Here is an 18,682-nt window from a genome sequence, read left to right on the forward strand (position 1 = left end):
TGTTGCGCTAATCGTACCTGTTTTTTTCTGAATTGTCAATCGGTGTCAATTGGATAATGGAGAATTGGAGGGTAAAATTTTCCTTTACTTCTACCATTGACATTGGAGATTTTCTATGTTACCTTTTCAGCAAGGAAACAAAAGGTAAACGTTACCCTTGATTTACCTTACTACTTATCCGAAATACTGAGCACGGATCGCTAGTCACGAGAGTGACGTTGGGTTTCGGAATAAGAACATAGAACACTTATCTGGTGGGTTGCTTATTTTTCGTCAACGGTGGACGAACATACTACCATCGAGGAGGTTCAAAAAGCTATGAGGCTACTACTATCTCCGCGCCACTTCAAAGGGACCAGGCTCCCTTCGGGCTACCAGGCTTCCTGCACACTACATGCAACTCACAGGTGGTCTTTCGCTCACCCTCACCTCTAGTTGCGACTACCACTGGCTCTCTCAAGGCTCTCTCAATCTAAGCAGTAGCTGTTTCTCTTATTCATTTTATCTATGGTCATGCTGAAGCATTCTTTAATACATGCTTACAACATGACGTAGATATGACATGCTCTTTTTCAAGGAGGTCTCTTCATGGGCACGAAGCTCAACTTCCGCTCCTCTCTCAATCGCCGGAGTTTCTTGCAGGGTTCTGCCGCCGTTGGTGCGGGCGCGCTTGGCCTGGAGTTCCTGGCTTCTTGTGGAACGACAACCTCAAGCGCGGACTCGACGGTGACGGCGACCATCGACACCTTACCCCCTACCGCCAATAAGGGCGCTGTCTACGTATTTAACCAGGGTGTCAAGCAATTTGAGCAGACCCACCCGGGTGAGAAAATCGTTGGCAAGAACGATCCCTACGATCCTACCACCTACTTTGCGCGCCTGGCTGCTGGACAGTCGGAAGACGTTAAGGAGAGCTGGTTTACTGAGCCGCCGCTCTTGATTAGCAAGCACGCTGTGGCGGATATTACCAGCCTGGCGAAGGGCTGGCAGTACTGGAGCAGCTATAACCCCGGTATCGCGTCTATTGCCACCGATGCCGCGACGGGCAAGATCTATGGGGTTCCTGTCACTGGCTACGCATTGGGCATCTATTACAACCGCAAGATGTTTAAGGCCGCTGGGCTCGATCCTGATAAGCCTCCCATGACCTGGGAGGAGTTCCGTGGCTACGCCAAGCAGTTGAAGAGCTCTTCTGTGGCGGGCTATGCCGAGACGAGCACGAGCAACCAGGGCGGCTGGCACTTTACCAACTGGATGTATACCGCGGGCGGGGACATGCAGTCTGCTGATGGGACGAAGGCCACTTTCAACAGTGCCAAGGGTGTAAGTGTACTGCAAATGCTCAAGGACATGCGCTTTACTGATCAGTCCTTGACGAAGCAGCAGCTCTTTACCCAGGCCGATACGCTCCAGCTGCTGGCTACAAACAAGGTAGCGATGGTTGTCATGGCTCCCGATCAGCTCAATACCCTGAAGTCGCAGTACCAGGCGAACCTGGATGACTTTGGTATTGGCCCCATGCCACAGAACGGTGGTAATGCGGCCCTGACCGGAGGCAACATCTTCATCTTCAATCCCAAGTCGTCGAAGGAGAAGATTAAGGCTGGCTTCGACTACGTCATCTACAACAATTTCGACCTGAGTGTGATGGAGAGCAATCTGGCGACTCAGTCGGCCTCTGGACAGGTTGTGGGTGGTCCTGCTAACGTGCTCTTTACCGGCGAATTCCAACAGAAGGTAAATGAGCTTACGACTAAATATGCCAATGCGCCCTTGCAGAACTACCAGTCTTTCAACAAATCGACTGCCACGCTGCGTCCTGAGCCACGCAAAGAGACACAGAAAATGTACGCCGCGCTCGACCCGGTGGTACAGGCTGTGCTGACGAACGCGAGTGCTGATCCACAGAAACTGCTCGACCAGGCTGCACAGCAGTTCCAGCAGGTTCTCGATCAGTCGGCATCCTAGTTTGATAGGCGAGAGGAGAGCGTCTCTGCCGCTTCGCGGGGTGAGGCGTTTTTCCTCCCGCCTGGTCGCTAAAATCCTGGAAGGAGCTATGTTATGGGGCTGCCATCGTCTTCGCCGTCCCCCTTGTCTCTCCGTAAGCCCGCATTGCCACCGCGCAATATGCTGACACCCAAACGTGCCCCGGCTTCTGGGCAGGAGCGACAGGCGGGACGGAAGTTACTGCTAGTCTTTCGGCGTAATCTCAGCGGCTATCTTTTTCTGCTGCCCGCGCTACTGGTCTTCGCATTCTTTGTCTGGTATCCCATCGTGCTAGGGTTCGCGATCAGCTTTCAGAGCATCGATATGATCAATCCCCCTGCCTGGGTAGGATGGGCGAATTATCACCATGTGCTCACTGATCCACTCTTTGCCGTGGCCTGGCGCAATACTGTCGCCTTTACGTTCTACGCGCTGCTCTTCGGCTATGTGATTCCCATCGTGCTGGCGCTGCTGATTAACGAGATGCGCCATGGTAAGGGCTTTTTCCGCCTGGCCTTCTACCTGCCAGTGATGCTGCCGCCAATTGTAACGGTCTTTCTCTGGCGCTGGATTTATAATCCCGATTCTGGCCTCTTGAATGCTTTGCTCAGCCTGGCACATCTTCCCGGTGGTCTCTGGCTGGAGACGCCAGGAAGCGCACTCCCCGCCTTGATGGTGATCGCGACCTGGAGTAATGCTGGTTCCACCATGCTGATCTACCTGGCGGCGCTTCAGGGAGTCTCGGCCACGCTCTACGAGGCGTCTGAGATTGATGGCGCGAGCATCTGGCGCCGGCTCTGGCATGTGACGCTGCCCGCCATTCGCCCTATTATGCTTCTCATGCTAGTCTTGCAGGTTATTGGTACGATGCAGGTCTTTACTGAGCCATTTACAATCACGGGTGGTGGCCCGCAGCACGCGACGGTGAGTGTGCTCCTCTTAATCTATAACTATGCTTTCCAGGACGCCGACTTTGGTAGCGCAAGTGCGTTAGGGGTGCTCCTCTTCCTGGTACTGGCCATCTTCGCAGTGATCTATATGCGGATGACCAATCGTTTGATGCAAGGAGATTAAGCCATGGCCCTGCCTATCCAGAATCCATCATTGACGCCTGCTCCGGCGAAAAAGAGCTGGTTTCGCCGGGAACGCTCCACTGAGGAGATGAGCGAGCGTACGCTGGTCTCGCCGCTTTCCTTGAGGCGCCCGACTGGACGCGCGCTCTACTGGCTGATTTTTGTGCTGCTCTTGGGCACGACGGTGATTACGCTGGGTCCGATCTACTGGATGTATACTGGGGCGCTCAAGTCGAGCATTGAGATTTTTCAGACTCCGCCTACGCTCTGGCCCGCGCATCCCCTGTGGGACAACTATAGCAATGCCTGGGACGTGCTGAGCTTCCCCCTCTATTTTGGCAATACCCTTGCCCTGGCGGTGGGAGCCGTAATATTGCAGCTCGTGGTATCGGCGACAGCCGCTTACTCGCTCTCCAAGCTGCGCCCGGCAGGTAAGGGCATTATCCAGTTTAGCTTCTTCTGCACGCTGATGGTACCGCCAGTGGCCTACTTGATCCCGCAATTCGTCAATATCAGCGACCTGCCCTTGTTACATATCTCGCTGATCAACAACTGGGCCGGGGTCTGGCTCCCCTCTGCGGCCAGTGCCTTCAATATCCTGGTGCTCAAGAGCTTCTTTGATAGCATTCCCGCCGAGTTGACGGACGCCGCGCGCCTGGATGGTGCCAATGCCTGGCAACTCTTTACACGCATTATGCTCCCGCTCTCGCGCCCGGCCCTGGCCGTGGTGACAATCTTTACCGTGGTGGCCTCATGGAAGGATTTCCTCTGGCCTCTACTCGTGCTGACCGATAGTAATCTACAGCCGTTAAGTGTGGCCATCTTTCGCCAATCGGGGATCAACTCTAATTTACCCCTGCCTTTTACCTATCTGATTGCTGGCCTGGCGCTGGCAAGCGTCCCTCCGATTATCCTGTTCCTGGTATTCCAGCGACAGATTATTCGCGGCATCAACCTGACCGGCCTGAAGGGATAACCTTCCTCCTATTGGTGCCCGATTTATATTCTGCTAACGTGTGCTGCCTTCGGTAGGGACCCGGTTTACCGCGTTCACAGGCGATTAATCGGCTTTGGGCGCAGCCCAAAGCGTTTTCATGCACCACGTCGCGTGATGGGTTACTCTTTCTTCCACAAAAAGAGGCTTATGCCGCACTGCCATGAATGGCATTTGGACGCGGTAAACCGGGCCCCTACCGAGGGGGCGTTTCCCCCTTGAAGGGGGCAGTTAGTCATTGAAAGGAGGATTGCACCCGCTAGAAGCAGGCGTCAACACTGCTGTGCTCTTTACCTGTACGCTTGACAGTGAGTCTTGTCAAGAAAAACACAGGCTGGAGGCATTTGTTGACAGGATGTTACATCGTTGTACACAGCCATACCGTCTCTCAGGCTGGCGGTATGTGTGAGCAAGAAGCCTGGAAAGGAATGCGCGCAATGCAGGATGCAAAGCGAAGAAGGCGCACGAAGTTTATAGGGACGTTTACTCTCTGCATTTTATTCCTCAGTACCATGGGGATACTCTCGTCCGCGGCCTACGCCTCCACCTTACAGAGCACGAAGAGCGCAAATAGCGCGGTGCCAAATGCGACTGGTGGCACGGGGGCCACGCTGCCCTATGTCGAGATGGAGGCCCATAGCGCCACCACGAATGGAAGCATTCTCGGCCCCGACTTTACGCTGGGGAGCCTGGCCTCCGACGCCGTGGATCACCAGGCCGTGCGTTTAACTCAGGGACAGTATGTGCAGTTTACCCTGCCCCAGTCGGTCACGGCCAATTCAATCAATCTGCGCTATAGTATCCCTGATGCACCTGGTGGTGGGGGGATCAATGCCTCACTCAGCCTATATATTAATGGTGTCAAGCAGTCGAAAGATCTGCAATTGACCTCAAAGTATACCTGGCTGTATGGTGCCCCCGATTTCTCGAATTGTAATGGCAATGTTTGGTCCAAGAGCCCTGGCGGCACGCCGCACCACATGTTTGACGAGGTGCATGTGCTCTTGCCCCAGATGGCGGCTGGCACCAATGTCAAGCTGCAGGTCGACTCCGAGAATACTGCCCCCTGGTATGCCATCGATGTCGCCGACTTCCAGCAGGTGGCAGCCCCGCTGAGCGAGCCTGCGGGCTATATCTCGGTTACCGATGCGCCATATAATGCCGATCCCACGGGTGCGGTGGACGCCACGACGGCCATCCAGAACGCTGTCAATGCTGGCGCGTCCCAGGGCAAAGGCGTCTGGATTCCCCAGGGAACCTTCCTGGTTACCAGCCATATCCTGGTGAATAACGTTACCCTGGCGGGTGCGGGCTCCTGGTACTCGGTCCTGGAGGGGCCACCCAATGGTAGCACTGGCACGGGTGTTGGCGTCTATGGTAACGATGCCTATGACGGCAGTACCAGCTCCAATGTCCACCTCTCAAACTTCGCCGTTGAGGGCCAGATCTCGAACCGCGTCGACTGTGTCCAGGATAACGGCATGGGCGGTTCCCTCAATAATTCTAGTATCGCTAATGTCTGGATCGAGCACACCAAGGTTGGTATGTGGTTCGATGGCCCCTTTAGTGGCCTGACAGTCAGTGGTAGTCGCATCGATAGCACGCTTGCCGATGGCATTAATTTCCATCGCAACATTACCAATTCCAGCGTCTCGCAGACCATTATCCGTGGTACGGGCGATGATGGCCTGGCGATGTGGTCGTCCTCGGATAACGTGCCAGCTACTGGTGATAGCAACGATAGCTTCGATCACAACACGATCCAGTCGAACTATGTCGCTAATGGTATCGCCCTCTATGGTGGTGTGGGCAATAGCGTGACCAACAACGTGGTCACTGGCTCACAGTATCGCGGCGGTGGCATCATGCTGGATTACGAAAATTTCGGCAATCCGACCGTGAACTTTAGCGGCACTACCACTGTTTCTAACAATACTATAAATCAGGTCGCGGGTTGGGGCGACCAGGGCATTCAGCAATTTGGTGCGCTGATGTTCTGGGCCGACAATGGGGCGATCAATGCCCCCTTCACGGTCTCAGGAGATGAGATCGATAACAGCAACTTTGCCGCGATCTCCTTTGACGGTGGCAACTCTGTGAGCAACGTTGCCATGTCCAATGTGAATATCAACGGGGCCATGTTTGCCTTCTCCAACAAGGTCAATACCGTCACAGGTTCGGCTACAAACGTCACGGCTAGCAACCTGAGTATTGGCGGCATGGAGAGCTGCGAGAGCTCGGGCTCGTGGAATGTAACTATGGGCACGGGTAACACCGGCTGGAGTCCGACGCCGCAGACCTGTGGTTTCCCTCCGCCAAACGTGACCCCAACTCCAGTACCCACGAATACGCCCACGCCAATTCCGTCGACGCCCACGCCCACACCAACGCCTATCCCGCCTCCTTCCGGCACTCTGGTGACAGCGATTAACGCGGGCGGCGGTGCCAGTGGCAGCTATGTGGCCGATACTGATTTCAATCAGGGGAATCAGTTCTCAGATACCTCAACCTCTATCGATACCAGTGGTGTCGGCAGTCCCGCGCCGCAGGCAGTCTGGCAGACTGTGCGCTGGTTCAGTTCCTTTACCTATACCATTCCTGGTCTGACGCCCAATGCCTCTTACACCGTCAGGCTGGACTGGGCGGAACTCTCCTTCCAGGCGGCTGGACAGCGTAAGTTCAACGTAGCCATCAATGGTAGCCAGGTCTTGAGCGCCTTCGACGTCTACGCTACGGCTGGGTACAAGAAGGCGATTGCCAGGCAGTACGCGGCTACGGCTAATGGCAGCGGACAGATCGTGATCGCCTTTACCCAGGGTGGTGCGGATAATCCCTTTATCAACGGCATTGAGATCTGGAATCCAGGCGGCGGTACACCAACTCCAACGCCGGTTCCGACCAATACGCCAACCCCGGCGCCTACGAATACGCCCACGCCAATTCCGTCGACTCCAACGCCCACGCCGACCCCGCCAACTCTGGTGACGGCGATTAACGCGGGTGGTAGTGCTAGCGGAAGCTATGTGGCCGACACGGATTTTAACCAGGGGAACCAGTTCTCGGATACCTCAACCTCCATCGACACCAGTGGCGTGAGTAACCCCGCGCCGCAGGCGGTCTGGCAGAATGTGCGTTGGTACAGTGCCTTCACCTATACCATTCCTGGTTTGACTGCTGGGAACACATATACGGTGGAACTGGATTGGGCAGAACTCTCCTTCCAGGCGGCTGGACAGCGCAAGTTCAATGTCGCCATTAATGGCACCCAGGTCTTGAGCAGCTTTGATGTCTACGCCACGGCTGGTTACAAGAAGGCGCTCGTCAGGCAATTCAGTACCACGGCCAATAGCAGTGGGCAGATCGTAATCGCCTTTACCCAGGGGGGCGCGGACAACCCCTTTATCAACGGCATTGCTATCTGGAAACCCTCGGGCAACCCGCCTCCCACAGGAACGCTGGTGAGCGCCATTAACGCGGGCGGATCGGCCTCGGGCAGTTTCGTGGCCGATACCGGTTATGACCAGGGCAATCAGTTCTCGGATACCTCGACTTCGATCAATACCAGTGGCGTGAGCAATGCCGCCCCACAGGGGGTCTGGCAGACTTGCCGCTGGAACAGTTCCTTTACCTATACTCTGAGCGGCCTCACGGCTGGTAAGTCTTATACGCTCAAGCTCGATTGGGCAGAACTCTCTTTCCAGGCGGCGGGGCAGCGCAAGTTCAATGTTGCCGTTAATGGCAGCCAGGTTCTCAGTTCCTTTGATGTCTATGCTACGGCGGGCTACAAAACGGCGGTACAGAAGTCGTTTGCCGTCACAGCTAATAGCAGTGGGCAGGTCGTGATTGCCTTTACCCAGGGCGGCGCGGACAATCCCTTTATCAACGGTATCGAACTCTACAGCGCCTAGTGAACGACGGTCTTTCTCTATCCCTCCTGATCTGGGATGGAGAAAGACCAGCCCCTTGCTCATAGCCGACGCTGCGAAAGCACGCGTCTACATATGGGGCATTATATGTAGACGCGTGCTTTCGCAGCGTCGGATTATCACGGCTTTCTAATGCGCTTTGAAAGGAAAACACTTTTATGGAGATGGCAACGCCAGCCACCACAAGCGCTCATCTCATCTCTCTCTCCCCCCTGGGCTACCATGTCCTGGGGACCGCGTCCATGCTCGAAACCACCGCCTCGAAGGTGTGCTTGCGCGCTGGCTCAGCAACAGTCGAAGTTACTGCGCTAGCTCCGGACCTGTTTCGCGTAGGCTTCTTCCCGCATGGTCGCCCCGCGAGCTATGGCTCCGAGGCTGTGGTATCTCGGGATTGGGAACCCGGTCCCGTGACGATCAGGGAGGGAGAGGGCGAAGTAACTATCGCTACTTCTGTTGCGACCGCACATCTCTCGCTAGATCCTCTGCGCATCGGCTTTACCGACCAGGCTGGTCGCGCCTTCGCGACCGATGATCCAGAGCTTGGCATGGGCTGGCTGATCCCCGAGCAGGCGCCATCTCTCGACATGGTCAATCCGCTCGCCATCCTTGGCACACCCACACGCGTCTATAAGCAGCATCAGCCGAGAGCGCGCTACTTTGGCTGTGGCGAGCGCACAGGCGAACTGGAGAAAACAGGGACGCACCAGCTCTTCTGGAATATTGATCCACCGCGTGGTCATACCGCTCTGCAAAATAACCTGTATGTCTCGATCCCCTTTACCATGGTGGTGGCCGATGGACAGGCCTGGGGACTCTTCCTGGACAGCCCGGCGCGCGTCGAGTTTGACCTGGCGCATGAGGATTCTCAGCGCTCGTGGTTTGGCGCGGAGAACGGCGACCTGGTCTACTATGTCTTCTGTGGGCCCACGCCGCAGGCCGTTCTGGAGCGCTATACTGAGCTTACAGGCCGCACGCCGCTTCCCCCGCTCTGGTCCCTGGGCAATGGGCAGAGCCGCTTTAGCTATGAGACCGCCGAGGAGGTACGCGCCCTGGCGCGCGCCTTCCGTGAGCGCGATATTCCCTGCGATACGCTCTACCTCGATATTGATTGCCTCGATGGCTATCGCGTCTTCACCTGGGATAATACGCGTTTCCCCGATCCCGAGGGCCTGCTCTCTGAGTTGTGTGAGATGGGTTTCCACGTCGTCTGCATTGTCGATGCGGGCGTCAAAGTCGATGCGAACTACGAGGTCTATACCGAGGGCCGCGAGCGTGATCTCTACTGTAAGACTCCCCAGGGAGACGACTACCAGAATGCCGTCTGGCCGGGCGTCTGTGTCTTCCCCGATTTTACTAACCCGCAGGCGCGTGCGTGGTGGGGCGACCTCCACCAGGGCCTGCTCGACGCTGGTATCACGGGTATCTGGTCCGACATGAACGAGCCTGCGCTCTTTATTCCCCTCAATTCAACCATGCCGTCAGATGTGATTCACCCAGGCGGCGGGAAGGCGCGGCTACACACACAGGTGCATAACGCCTATGGCTCCTTGATGGTGCAGGCCACGCGCGAAGGACTCTTACGCCTGCGGCCCCAGCAACGACCCTTTATTATTTCGCGCTCCGGCTACGCGGGCGTGCAGCGCCACGCCCTGATCTGGACGGGCGATAACTCCTCGACCTGGGAACACCTGGCAATGAGCGTCACGCAGTTGCTAAACCTGGGCCTCTCGGGTGTGGGCTGGGCCGGAGCCGATGTCGGCGGCTTCTATGGTGACACCAGCGGGGAACTGCTGACACGCTGGACGGAGTTCGGCATCTTCCAACCCTTCTGTCGCAACCACTCGGAGAAGCAGACGCGTCACCAGGAGCCCTGGGTCTTTGGCGAACCCTACACCTCTACTATTCGTGACCTGCTCAAGTTGCGCCAGCGCCTGTTGCCCTATCTCTACACTCTCTTCGAGGAGTGCCACCGCACGGGCGCTCCCCTATTGCGTCCCCTCTTCTGGCACTGTCCCGAGGACATGGATGCCTATGGTGCGAGCGATCAGTTCCTCTGCGGTGATGTCCTCCTCGTCGCGCCCATCACGCGCCCTGGCGCCGAGTATCGCCATGTTTATCTCCCCACAGGCACCTGGTTCCACTACTGGACCGGTGAGCGCTTCGAGGGTCCAATGCATATCCTCGCGCACGCCCCCCTTGGTCAACCCGCCCTCTATGTCCGGGCCAACACCGCTATTCCATTCTGGCCCGCCATGAACTACGTCGGCCAGGCCCCAGCCGACTCCCTGACACTCATCCTCTATCCCGCATCTGGCAGCGGGAACGCCGCGCTCTATGAAGATACAGGTGATGGATATGCCTACATCGAAGGCGAATATGCCCGGCGTACCATTCTCTGCGAGTGTGATGAAAAGCAAATTCGCGTCATCCTGGGAGAACAGGAAGGAACCTTTGCCCCCACGCGCCAGCGCCTGCATCTCGAACTGCGCGAAGTCCCCACCGCGCCAGCAGAGATCAATCTAGGCGACCAGCCTATTGCCTGGTATTACGATCACGAACAGCGCCGAGTCAGCATCAACCTCGCCGCCACCGCTAATGAGCAGACAATCGAAGTGTTGTTTGCGTAACTGATTGTATCCGGGGGCGGGAAATTGGCAGAATCTCCCAAACAAATGCCCACCTGGAAGATGCGCCTGGTCACTAACGACCAAACGAATCTTCCAGGTGGGCACTTTGCCAGATATCTGCCAGGGAAAAACTAGAGGCCTTTGGGACGCGCGGGTTTTCCGCGTTCGACGAGGTACTGATCAAATTCGTTGAGGGTGCGTACCCCATGCTGTAAGACAGCGTCATAGATATCTGTGCTGGCTACTTCGACCCGGTAGGTGGGGAGTTGATACCACACATCCTTGATCCGAAGAATGGTGAGCCGGGTTTCTGGCGTCAGTTGTTGCTCAATAGCGTCATGAAGCGGTTCTGGGCGAACTCCTTCGTCAAGCCAGAAGGAGATATCAAGCTTCCATTCAGGCTCTCCAGGGCGCTCATAGTACACCATAAAAAAATAACGCTCATCTAAGTCAGCGAGCTTGAAGTGATCGCTCTGATGCAAGTAGCGCACTTGCTTGACGCGTGGATGTGTCAACAGTGGATGCATGATCTCGAATGCGCGCTCAATGCTCAATCTCGGACTAGAAACTTGCAGGTCGATGTCGCGCCAGACCATCAATCCTAGAACAGTGCTGCCCGTTTGCCTGACGACGCCCTCTGCACTGAGTAATTCGATCAAGTTCAGTTCCTTCAGTACGCTTTGCGCTTCATCTTGCAAGAGACGCTGACGTTGCAGTAACAGCTTATCTTGCTCAGGCTGTTGTGTCTCCTGGTGTACAACGGGGGAAGTAAGTTCTTCATTCATTCTGTTATGTCCCTTTGCTTTCTTTTTAAGAAATATGCTCATTTTGTGAAGTTGCTAGAGCAAAAGATTTTACTCAATCTTTTCACGAAAAGCAAGGGATAAAAGAAATTTGCATGCTCGTTATCTCTATTATGGGTAAGGGGGGTGAGAGGTGCGACGATGTTATTGATACTTTTTAGCCTTGACAGAGGATACATACATAGATTATCATATACTTAGATAGGCTAAGTAATAGGAAAGCTAAGTACTAGTATGCCTAAGTAATAGGCATAAGTGTGATCGATGACAGATTCTTCTTCTTTTGATGAACTGAATATTGCGGACGAGTTGCTCGATCTGCTGCCAGAGTTATTGCGCCAGTTGCGTGTGGATCTGCCTGCCGAGGGGAGCCCTGAGCAGGAGAGTCCAGAGTGGCGTGATATCTCGGAGCTGCGCGCAACCAATGGGCAGGTGCGCCTGCTACGTATCTTGAGTACGCGGCAGCGTTGCACGATGCAGGAGTTGGCTGAGCACCTGGGGGTCGCCGCGCCAACCGTAACCGCGATGGTCAAAAGGCTACTGGCCCAGGGCTTTGTTGAGCGTGTGCGTGATGAACAGGACTGGCGCGTGGTCTGGATCTCGCCAACCGAGCGCGGGATGAACGCCTTCAGGGCGTATGACCAGTTGCGGCGTGAGAATCTGCGTCGCCGCCTGTCTCTGCTCCAGGTGAATGAACTTATGCAATTGCGCGCGGCCTTGCCGGTCCTTCGGCGTTTAATCGAGGTGAAGCATGACAATCACGGCTGAGAAACTTTCGCGCTCCTTTGGGGAGATCCACGCGGTCAGGGGTATTGACCTGCATGTTGAGCGTGGCGAGACCTTTGGTTTTCTAGGTCCCAATGGGGCTGGTAAAAGCACCACTATGAAGATGTTCTCGACCCTCTTGCGCCCGACAAGTGGACACGCGGTCATCAATGGCTATGATGTCGAGCGTCAGTCCTCCCAGGTACGCCGGAGTATCGGCATTGTCTTCCAGGACCCTACTCTCGACGAGTATCTGACGGCAGAGCAGAACCTGTATTATCATTGCATGATCTATCACACTCCCCCGAAGACGCGCGAGGCGCGCATAAGCGACGTGTTGCGTCTGGTTGGCCTGGAGGAGCGGCGCAAGGACGTGGTCAAAACCTTTTCCGGAGGCATGAAGCGCCGCCTGGAGGTCGCACGTGGCTTGTTGCATGAACCGCAGACCCTCTTCCTCGATGAACCCACGGTGGGCCTGGACCCCCAGACCCGGCGCAGTGTCTGGGAGCATGTCCTGAAGCTTCGCGAGAGTACGGGTCTGACCATCTTTATGACCACGCACTATATGGAAGAGTCTGAATATTGCGACCGGATCGCCATCATGGATCATGGGCAGATTGTGGCCGTCGACACGCCAGATGCGCTCAAACGGATGGTTGGACGAGATATCGTGCGCCTGACGGTCTCCTCGCCCGAGCGCTCTGAAGCACTCCTCGCCCAGCAGCCAGCCTATAACGCACACCGAGATGGGGACGACATCATCGTCGAGGGTGATAACGGGCAGATCCTGGCGGCGCGTGTCATCCGCGAACTGACCCTGGCGGATATCGATGTGCTTGATGTGAGCGTTAGCTCGCCCACGCTGGAGGATGTCTTTGTTCATCTGACGGGTCGCGCCATTCGCGAAGAGTTGGCGAGCGCGAAGGACCGCATGGGTTCGCGCCTGCGCAGTCGTGGCCGTTTGCGCCGCTAGAGAGGGATGCTGCAATGCTAAAAATGACTGAACCGGTTACCATGCCTGAGATTGCCCCCGAGAGTATCTCCGCCAATGCGCGTTTTATCGACCTGGAAGGCATCGCCATGATCTGGCGACGCGACATGGTGCGCCTCTGGCGCCAGCGTTCGCGTCTGCTAGGCGCTGTGGCGCGTGCTCTGGTCTGGCTCTTCGCGCTCGGCTTCGGCCTGCGCGGCTCGCTCGGCTCTATCGCGGGCTTTAGCTACGAGCAGTTTGTCTTCCCCGGTGTGATCGCTATGACGGTCATCTTCAGTGGCCTGCAATCAGCGATCTCGATTGTGTATGACCGTGAGTTTGGCTTTCTTAAAGAGGTGCAGGTCGCGCCCACGCCGCGCTCAACCCTCGTCATCGGCAAGTGCCTGGGTGGCGCTTCTAGCTCAACGATCCAGGCCCTGATTATCCTGATCTTCGCGCCCTTTGCCGCCGTTCATCTCACGCCTTTGAACATCCTGGCGACCTTCGTGGCGACCTTCGTCACGGCCCTGGCCATCTCTGGTCTGGGGGTCGTGATCGCCATGTGGATCACCGATTTTGAGAACTTTGGCACGATCCAGAACTTTATCACCCTGCCTCTTTACATGTTCTCGGGCGCCATCTTCCCCACACGCCAGGTACCCGGCTGGCTGCATACCGTACTACTGCTCAACCCTTTGAGCTATGGCGTCAATGCCATTCGTGGATCACTACTTGGATACGAAGCCAGTAGTATCCCTTTTAACCTGGGCATCCTGCTTCTCTTCACCGTCGTTATGGTTGGCATCGCCATCTTTATGTCACGCAAAGAGGTGTGAAAGTCAAAAAGAAGTGAGTCGGCTGGCAGGCTTGCCAGCCGACTCACTTCTTTTTGACTTCTGCCAGGTGAAGTGTTGAAACTAGTATCTCAAAATAATGACAAATGGGTTTTTCTCTTGTCATGTGACATCTGCTTTTTCCTTGCAGCTTTCGAACAAATGTGCTATACTTGCTTCCGAGAAGCCATGTTGAAGGAGGGACACAAGGGATGCAACTGGTTGAACAACATCTGATCCGCACCACCAATTCTCGCTATGGCTGCATTGACCAGGCCGCCTTCGCCTCGAAAAACCTGTACAATCAGGCGACCTACCACATCCGGCAAGCCTTCTTCCAGAGTGGGACATACCTGCCCTACGCAGCAATCTACCATCGCGTCAAGCACCTGGAATGCTATCAAGCCCTCCCCCGCAAGGTCTCCAACTCTATCTTGATCCAGATCGACCAGAACTGGAAGGCGTTTCGCAAGGCCCTCGAGGCGTGGCGAGAGCATCCCGAGACGTTCACCGGCAAGCCCAAGATCCCAAAGTACAAACACAAGGAAAAGGGCCGCTTCCTCCTCATCTACGACAAGCAAGCCCTGGGCAAGCGAGCCTTCAAACAGACGGGGAAGCTGGTGCCCTCGGGGCTGCCCATCGAGATCGACACCGCCGTCCCTTGGGAGGCGCTCGATCAGGTGCGCATCGTGCCGCGCACCGATGGCTACGTCGTCGAAGTCGTCTACCAGCAAGCGGCCGCGCCAGCCGAAGTCGATCCCACCTTGATCGCGGCACTCGATCTGGGAGTGGACACGCTGGCCGCTTGTACCAGCACCAAGCCCGGGTTCCAGCCCCTGCTCATCAACGGCCGCCCGCTCAAAAGCCTCAATCAGTACTATAACAAACGGCGTGCCCATGCCCAACGCCAGCTCGCCAAGGCCAATCGCTTCACGTCACACCGACTGGATCAGATCACGGCGAAGCGCCATCGCCGCGTGCAGGCCTACCTGCACACGGCAAGCCGTCGGATCATCAATCACCTGGTCGAGGAGGGCATTGGGACGCTGGTGGTGGGCAAGACCCCCCTCTGGAAACAAGAGGTGAACCTCGGACGCCGAACCAACCAGACCTTCGTGCAGATCCCTCACGCTCGCTTCATCGAGATGCTCACCTACAAGGCGAGGCTCATAGGCATCGAGGTGGTGCTGGTGGAGGAAAGCTATACCAGCAAGGCGTCCTTCCTGGACCTGGACGCACTCCCCACCTACGATCCGAAGCGAACCGAGAAACCGAGCTTCAGTGGGAAACGAGAGCGACGTGGCTTGTACCGGGCGGCGAGTGGAAGGCGGATCCACGCCGATGTGAACGCGAGCTACAATATTTTGCGCAAAGCATTCCCCGACTCCTTCGGGCAGGGGATAGAGGCCGTGGCAGTGAGGCCCAGGCGGCTTGCCGTCTAAACAACACTCATGCGAATGTCATATTTGTCATGGGTTGTCGATACTGTTGGATGATTGGCAGGTGAAGACGTCTATCTCTTTAGGACAGAGAACTCGATGTCTACCAGGCAGTGAGCGGCTACCTGGCTGAAGGCGAAAAGAGAGGGAAGCGTGTCAACATCGTCCTTGCATGTAGTCATTATAGGTGGCGGACTTGGAGGCCTGTGCCTCGCCCAAGGATTACGGCGTGTGGGGATAGACGTAGCGCTTTATGAGCGGGATGCCTCGCCATACACGAGGAAGCAGGGCTATCGTCTGCATATTGATCGGCGAGGAATAGATGCCCTGCATTCTTGCCTCCCTCCGCACCTGTTCGATCTGTGTATGGCAACCGCATCTCGCCCAGGAAGCCAGGTCACGATTGTCACAAAGCAGCTTAAGCCAATAAAGGTGATTGGTTTTTCTCGGGAAGACTCGCCCACAATTGTGCCAGTAAGCACTTCAGTCGACCGGCTGACGCTGCGCGAGATTCTTCTTATCGGCCTTGATGACATTGTGCATTTCGGTAAAGAGTTTCTTCGATATGAGTACCTATCGGATGGCAGGGTGCGAGCATTCTTCAGCGATGGGACCGAGGCGTGTGGAGATGTGCTTATCGCGGCTGATGGCGTCAACTCGCGTGTGCGCCAGCAGTTCCTCCCCCACGCTTCCATTGAGGAGACAGATGTACGCTGCATTTATGGCAAGACGCTCCTGACCGAGGCCACACATTCCCTTATCCCAGATTTTCTCTATCGTGGTTTTGCCCAGGTAGTTGGCTTCCGCTTTAGCCTGGCCCTTGGTGTTGTCGACTTTCAGCAACTCCCTGCTGAGGCCGCGCGTAAGTTCGTGCCCGACGCATGTTTCCATACCACTGGCAGCTACTTGATGTGGTCATTGAACGCGAAACGCAGGCATATGGGGATGTCTGATGACAAGCTGTTTGGTCTGGATGGAGCACAACTGCTACAGTTTGCCTTGCTAAAGACGAAGCGCTGGCATCCCGCCCTGCGCGCATTGCTTGCCGCTGGCGAGCCTGAGGAGACCTTCCCTATTGCTGTGCGGACGGCAGTTCCCTGCCAGCCCTGGAAGAGCACCTCGATCACCCTGCTGGGAGACGCCATTCATGCCATGAGTCCCGCGGGTGGTTCGGGAGCGAACATGGCCTTGCGTGATGCACACACTCTCTGCCAGGCCCTGAAGGCAGCCGCCTATGGCGAACGGCCTCTCATTTCCGCCATCCATGACTATGAAGCAGTAATGCTGGAGGAGGGTTTTGAGGCCGTCCGCTTCTCGGCTAGAGGAGGGGTTTTACGCCGGTAAGGGACATTGAGCTGTATGTTGTGCGGCGCGTTTAGTAGCGTCGCACGACCTTAAAATCTTAAAGGTGTCTATTCCTCGTTCCACTTCTCATCGAGGTGAGTGGAGTAGTACTCAAGACCGCGCTTAAAGTACAGAAGCTTCTCGTCGGTGGTGGTCTCCAGCAGATTAGTCAAAGCGAGTTCCATCGCCTCTTTATACTGCTGCGAGTTGTAGAGAGACATCGAGAGAAAGATCTGGATGGCCCGGTTCTGTGGAAACTCCCGCATGCCGCGCCGTAGTGTCGCGACCGCCTTCTCATACTCGCCCAGCCCACGATAGGTGCTTCCCAGGCCCATCAAGGCACGCTCCAGGCTAGGGCCCGCGAGCCCCTGCTCGAGGGCGCGTAAGTAGAAGGGAACAGACTCATCTTCAAGCCCCAGGTTATCATTCACCACAGCATTCTGGTAGGTGATCTCGGCATCATCGGGGTAGGCTGCGTTCAACTCCATAAGGAGCGCCTTGGCCTGTCTCAGAATGGTCTGATCCTGTTTGGCGCGCCCCTCTTCGCGCAATTGGATGGCTTCAGCTAAACGTTCTCGTTCCATTTTTATCTTCTTCGAATCCTTTCTCTGTCTGTTTGCTTAACCATTCAATGGTATCACACTCTTTGGTGCTTGGCATAGGAGTAAGGGTTGTTTAGATTTCGCCCTCAGCCACAATTTTTGGTGAGTTCGCATTATCACGGGCTGCTCGCCAGGCGGGGCTATCCACAAAGTGGTTGTCGTACAACTCCTGGGATGCTATGAGATCTGCTTGTGTTGCTTCCCCTTTCATGACACGCTCGGCCAACCGGAAGTATCCGAACCGATCCAAGCCTGGGGCCTGGACAATCAGAAAATCCGCAGTATGAGTGGGGGTGGTTGCGAATGCATGGGCCATATTAGGTGGAACGACGACCATATCTCCTTTCCTAGCCGTGATCACCTTCTCACCAGCAAGCATTTGGAGTTCTCCATCTATGACGTAGAAGAGTTCAGCCGATTGATTATGGGTATGCGGCTTCGCCCCCTCAACTCCCGCTCCCATGGTCGTTCGCATAGCGCTAAGCGCTCCTCCAGTGTCACTGCCATCAGCGAGCAAACGCGTCATGAGTTGCGCGAACCCAAAAGTTTCCGCCTCACTCTCCCGTACAATGAGAGCTTCCGCAAAATTCGGTACAAGCATGGTCATATCTCTCTGGTTCCTTTCCTTTTCTTGACACCCAACAGGGGACGTGTTATTATCACAATGTTAAGATAATAAACGAAATAAATGTTAACGTCAAGTATTTTAACGTTAAGGAATTTGTGTAGCTGGGAGGAATGCATGGCTGATGCAATTGACAAGGTAATGGATCAATGGCACGGGGAGCGTCCCGACGTTGACCTCTGGTCGATGGGCGTTCTCGGTCGGGTCGCGCGGCTCTCACGTGTGCTGGAAAGGGCGTACAAGAAGTTTTTCAGCGAGCACGGGTTGGAGGCGTTTGAGTTTGATGTGCTCACGACACTGCGTCGATCAGGAGAGCCATATGAACTCACTGCCTCTGCCTTACTCAAGGCAGCATTGGTGACCTCCGGGGCCATCACAAATCGTATTGATCGTATGGAGGCCAGAGGCTTCGTCGAGCGGGTGCGAGATCTCGATGATCGACGTTCTGTCCGTATCCGACTCACACCGCATGGACGCGAAGTTTTGGACAGAATCTTCAGTCTTCATGCCGCGAACATGGAGCGCATACTCCAGCCCTTGGACCGAGAAGAATGTGAACAGCTTGCGAATATGCTCCGCATCCTGCTGGAGTCCTTTGGGGATACCTCCCTGGAGTGAGCGGCAGTGTGGGGCAACGCTGCCCTCTCTTTTTCCACATGCGCCCATTTACTACTTATCCGAAAACTCTGAGCGCG

At 55.8% G+C, this 18,682-nt stretch carries 14 protein-coding genes; 11 read left to right on the forward strand and 3 right to left on the reverse strand.

What is annotated here, in order from left to right; all coding sequences use genetic code 11:
* Positions 1–588 precede the first annotated feature (588 nt).
* From KTE_RS27990 to KTE_RS28010, 5 genes are all read left to right on the forward strand, one after another.
* Positions 589–1,968 carry a substrate-binding domain-containing protein gene (locus KTE_RS27990; RefSeq protein WP_201386831.1) on the forward strand — a complete coding sequence of 460 codons (1,380 nt, stop codon included), beginning with the start codon at positions 589–591 and terminating at the stop codon, positions 1,966–1,968.
* A 93-nt stretch (positions 1,969–2,061) separates the two neighbouring features.
* Complete coding sequence (locus KTE_RS27995) at positions 2,062–3,060, forward strand: carbohydrate ABC transporter permease (protein ID WP_201386834.1); 999 nt, start codon at positions 2,062–2,064, stop codon at positions 3,058–3,060.
* 3 nt (positions 3,061–3,063) lie between these two features.
* The gene (locus KTE_RS28000; RefSeq protein ID WP_201386836.1) at positions 3,064–4,035 is read left to right on the forward strand and encodes a carbohydrate ABC transporter permease; all 972 of its coding nucleotides are present in this window, start codon (positions 3,064–3,066) and stop codon (positions 4,033–4,035) included.
* A 455-nt stretch (positions 4,036–4,490) separates the two neighbouring features.
* Positions 4,491–7,961: a malectin domain-containing carbohydrate-binding protein gene (locus KTE_RS28005; RefSeq protein ID WP_201386838.1), complete on the forward strand. Its 3,471-nt coding sequence runs from the start codon at positions 4,491–4,493 to the stop codon at positions 7,959–7,961.
* Between the two features lie 176 nt (positions 7,962–8,137).
* On the forward strand, positions 8,138–10,606 hold the full coding sequence (locus tag KTE_RS28010; RefSeq protein ID WP_201386840.1) for a glycoside hydrolase family 31 protein: 2,469 nt from the start codon (positions 8,138–8,140) through the stop codon (positions 10,604–10,606).
* Positions 10,607–10,737: 131 nt separating this feature from the next.
* Here the strand turns inward: KTE_RS28010 and KTE_RS28015 are convergent, their stop codons facing one another.
* Positions 10,738–11,391 carry a hypothetical protein gene (locus KTE_RS28015; RefSeq protein WP_201386842.1) on the reverse strand — a complete coding sequence of 218 codons (654 nt, stop codon included), beginning with the start codon at positions 11,389–11,391 and terminating at the stop codon, positions 10,738–10,740.
* Positions 11,392–11,673: 282 nt separating this feature from the next.
* On the opposite strand from KTE_RS28015, the gene KTE_RS28020 reads away from it, so the two are divergent.
* The 5 genes from KTE_RS28020 to KTE_RS28040 all read left to right on the forward strand — a co-directional run bounded on the left by KTE_RS28020 (position 11,674) and on the right by KTE_RS28040 (position 16,760).
* The gene (locus tag KTE_RS28020) at positions 11,674–12,177 is read left to right on the forward strand and encodes a MarR family transcriptional regulator (RefSeq protein ID WP_201386844.1); all 504 of its coding nucleotides are present in this window, start codon (positions 11,674–11,676) and stop codon (positions 12,175–12,177) included.
* Entirely contained in the window at positions 12,161–13,147 is a 987-nt protein-coding gene (locus KTE_RS28025) for an ATP-binding cassette domain-containing protein (protein WP_201386847.1), read from the forward strand. The genes KTE_RS28020 and KTE_RS28025 overlap by 17 nt, the downstream gene beginning before the upstream one ends.
* Positions 13,148–13,161: 14 nt before the next feature.
* The gene (locus KTE_RS28030) at positions 13,162–13,980 is read left to right on the forward strand and encodes an ABC transporter permease (RefSeq protein ID WP_201386850.1); all 819 of its coding nucleotides are present in this window, start codon (positions 13,162–13,164) and stop codon (positions 13,978–13,980) included.
* A gap of 209 nt (positions 13,981–14,189) precedes the next feature.
* On the forward strand, positions 14,190–15,419 hold the full coding sequence (locus tag KTE_RS28035) for an RNA-guided endonuclease TnpB family protein (RefSeq protein WP_201386851.1): 1,230 nt from the start codon (positions 14,190–14,192) through the stop codon (positions 15,417–15,419).
* A 150-nt stretch (positions 15,420–15,569) separates the two neighbouring features.
* Positions 15,570–16,760: an NAD(P)/FAD-dependent oxidoreductase gene (locus KTE_RS28040; protein WP_201386853.1), complete on the forward strand. Its 1,191-nt coding sequence runs from the start codon at positions 15,570–15,572 to the stop codon at positions 16,758–16,760.
* Positions 16,761–16,828: 68 nt separating this feature from the next.
* Here KTE_RS28040 and KTE_RS28045 read toward each other — a convergent pair whose 3' ends face one another.
* Together KTE_RS28045 and KTE_RS28050 are read right to left on the reverse strand one after the other, a co-directional pair.
* Positions 16,829–17,344, reverse strand: a complete 516-nt coding sequence (locus KTE_RS28045; RefSeq protein WP_201386855.1) for a tetratricopeptide repeat protein — start codon at positions 17,342–17,344, stop codon at positions 16,829–16,831.
* A 91-nt stretch (positions 17,345–17,435) separates the two neighbouring features.
* On the reverse strand, positions 17,436–17,969 hold the full coding sequence (locus KTE_RS28050; RefSeq protein WP_201386857.1) for a cupin domain-containing protein: 534 nt from the start codon (positions 17,967–17,969) through the stop codon (positions 17,436–17,438).
* Positions 17,970–18,104: 135 nt separating this feature from the next.
* Here KTE_RS28050 and KTE_RS28055 point away from each other — a divergent pair, with 135 nt between their 5' ends.
* Entirely contained in the window at positions 18,105–18,605 is a 501-nt protein-coding gene (locus tag KTE_RS28055) for a MarR family winged helix-turn-helix transcriptional regulator (protein WP_201386858.1), read from the forward strand.
* Positions 18,606–18,682 lie beyond the last annotated feature (77 nt).

The organism is Ktedonobacter sp. SOSP1-85, assembly GCF_016587415.1.
Taxonomy (GTDB): domain Bacteria; phylum Chloroflexota; class Ktedonobacteria; order Ktedonobacterales; family Ktedonobacteraceae; genus Ktedonobacter.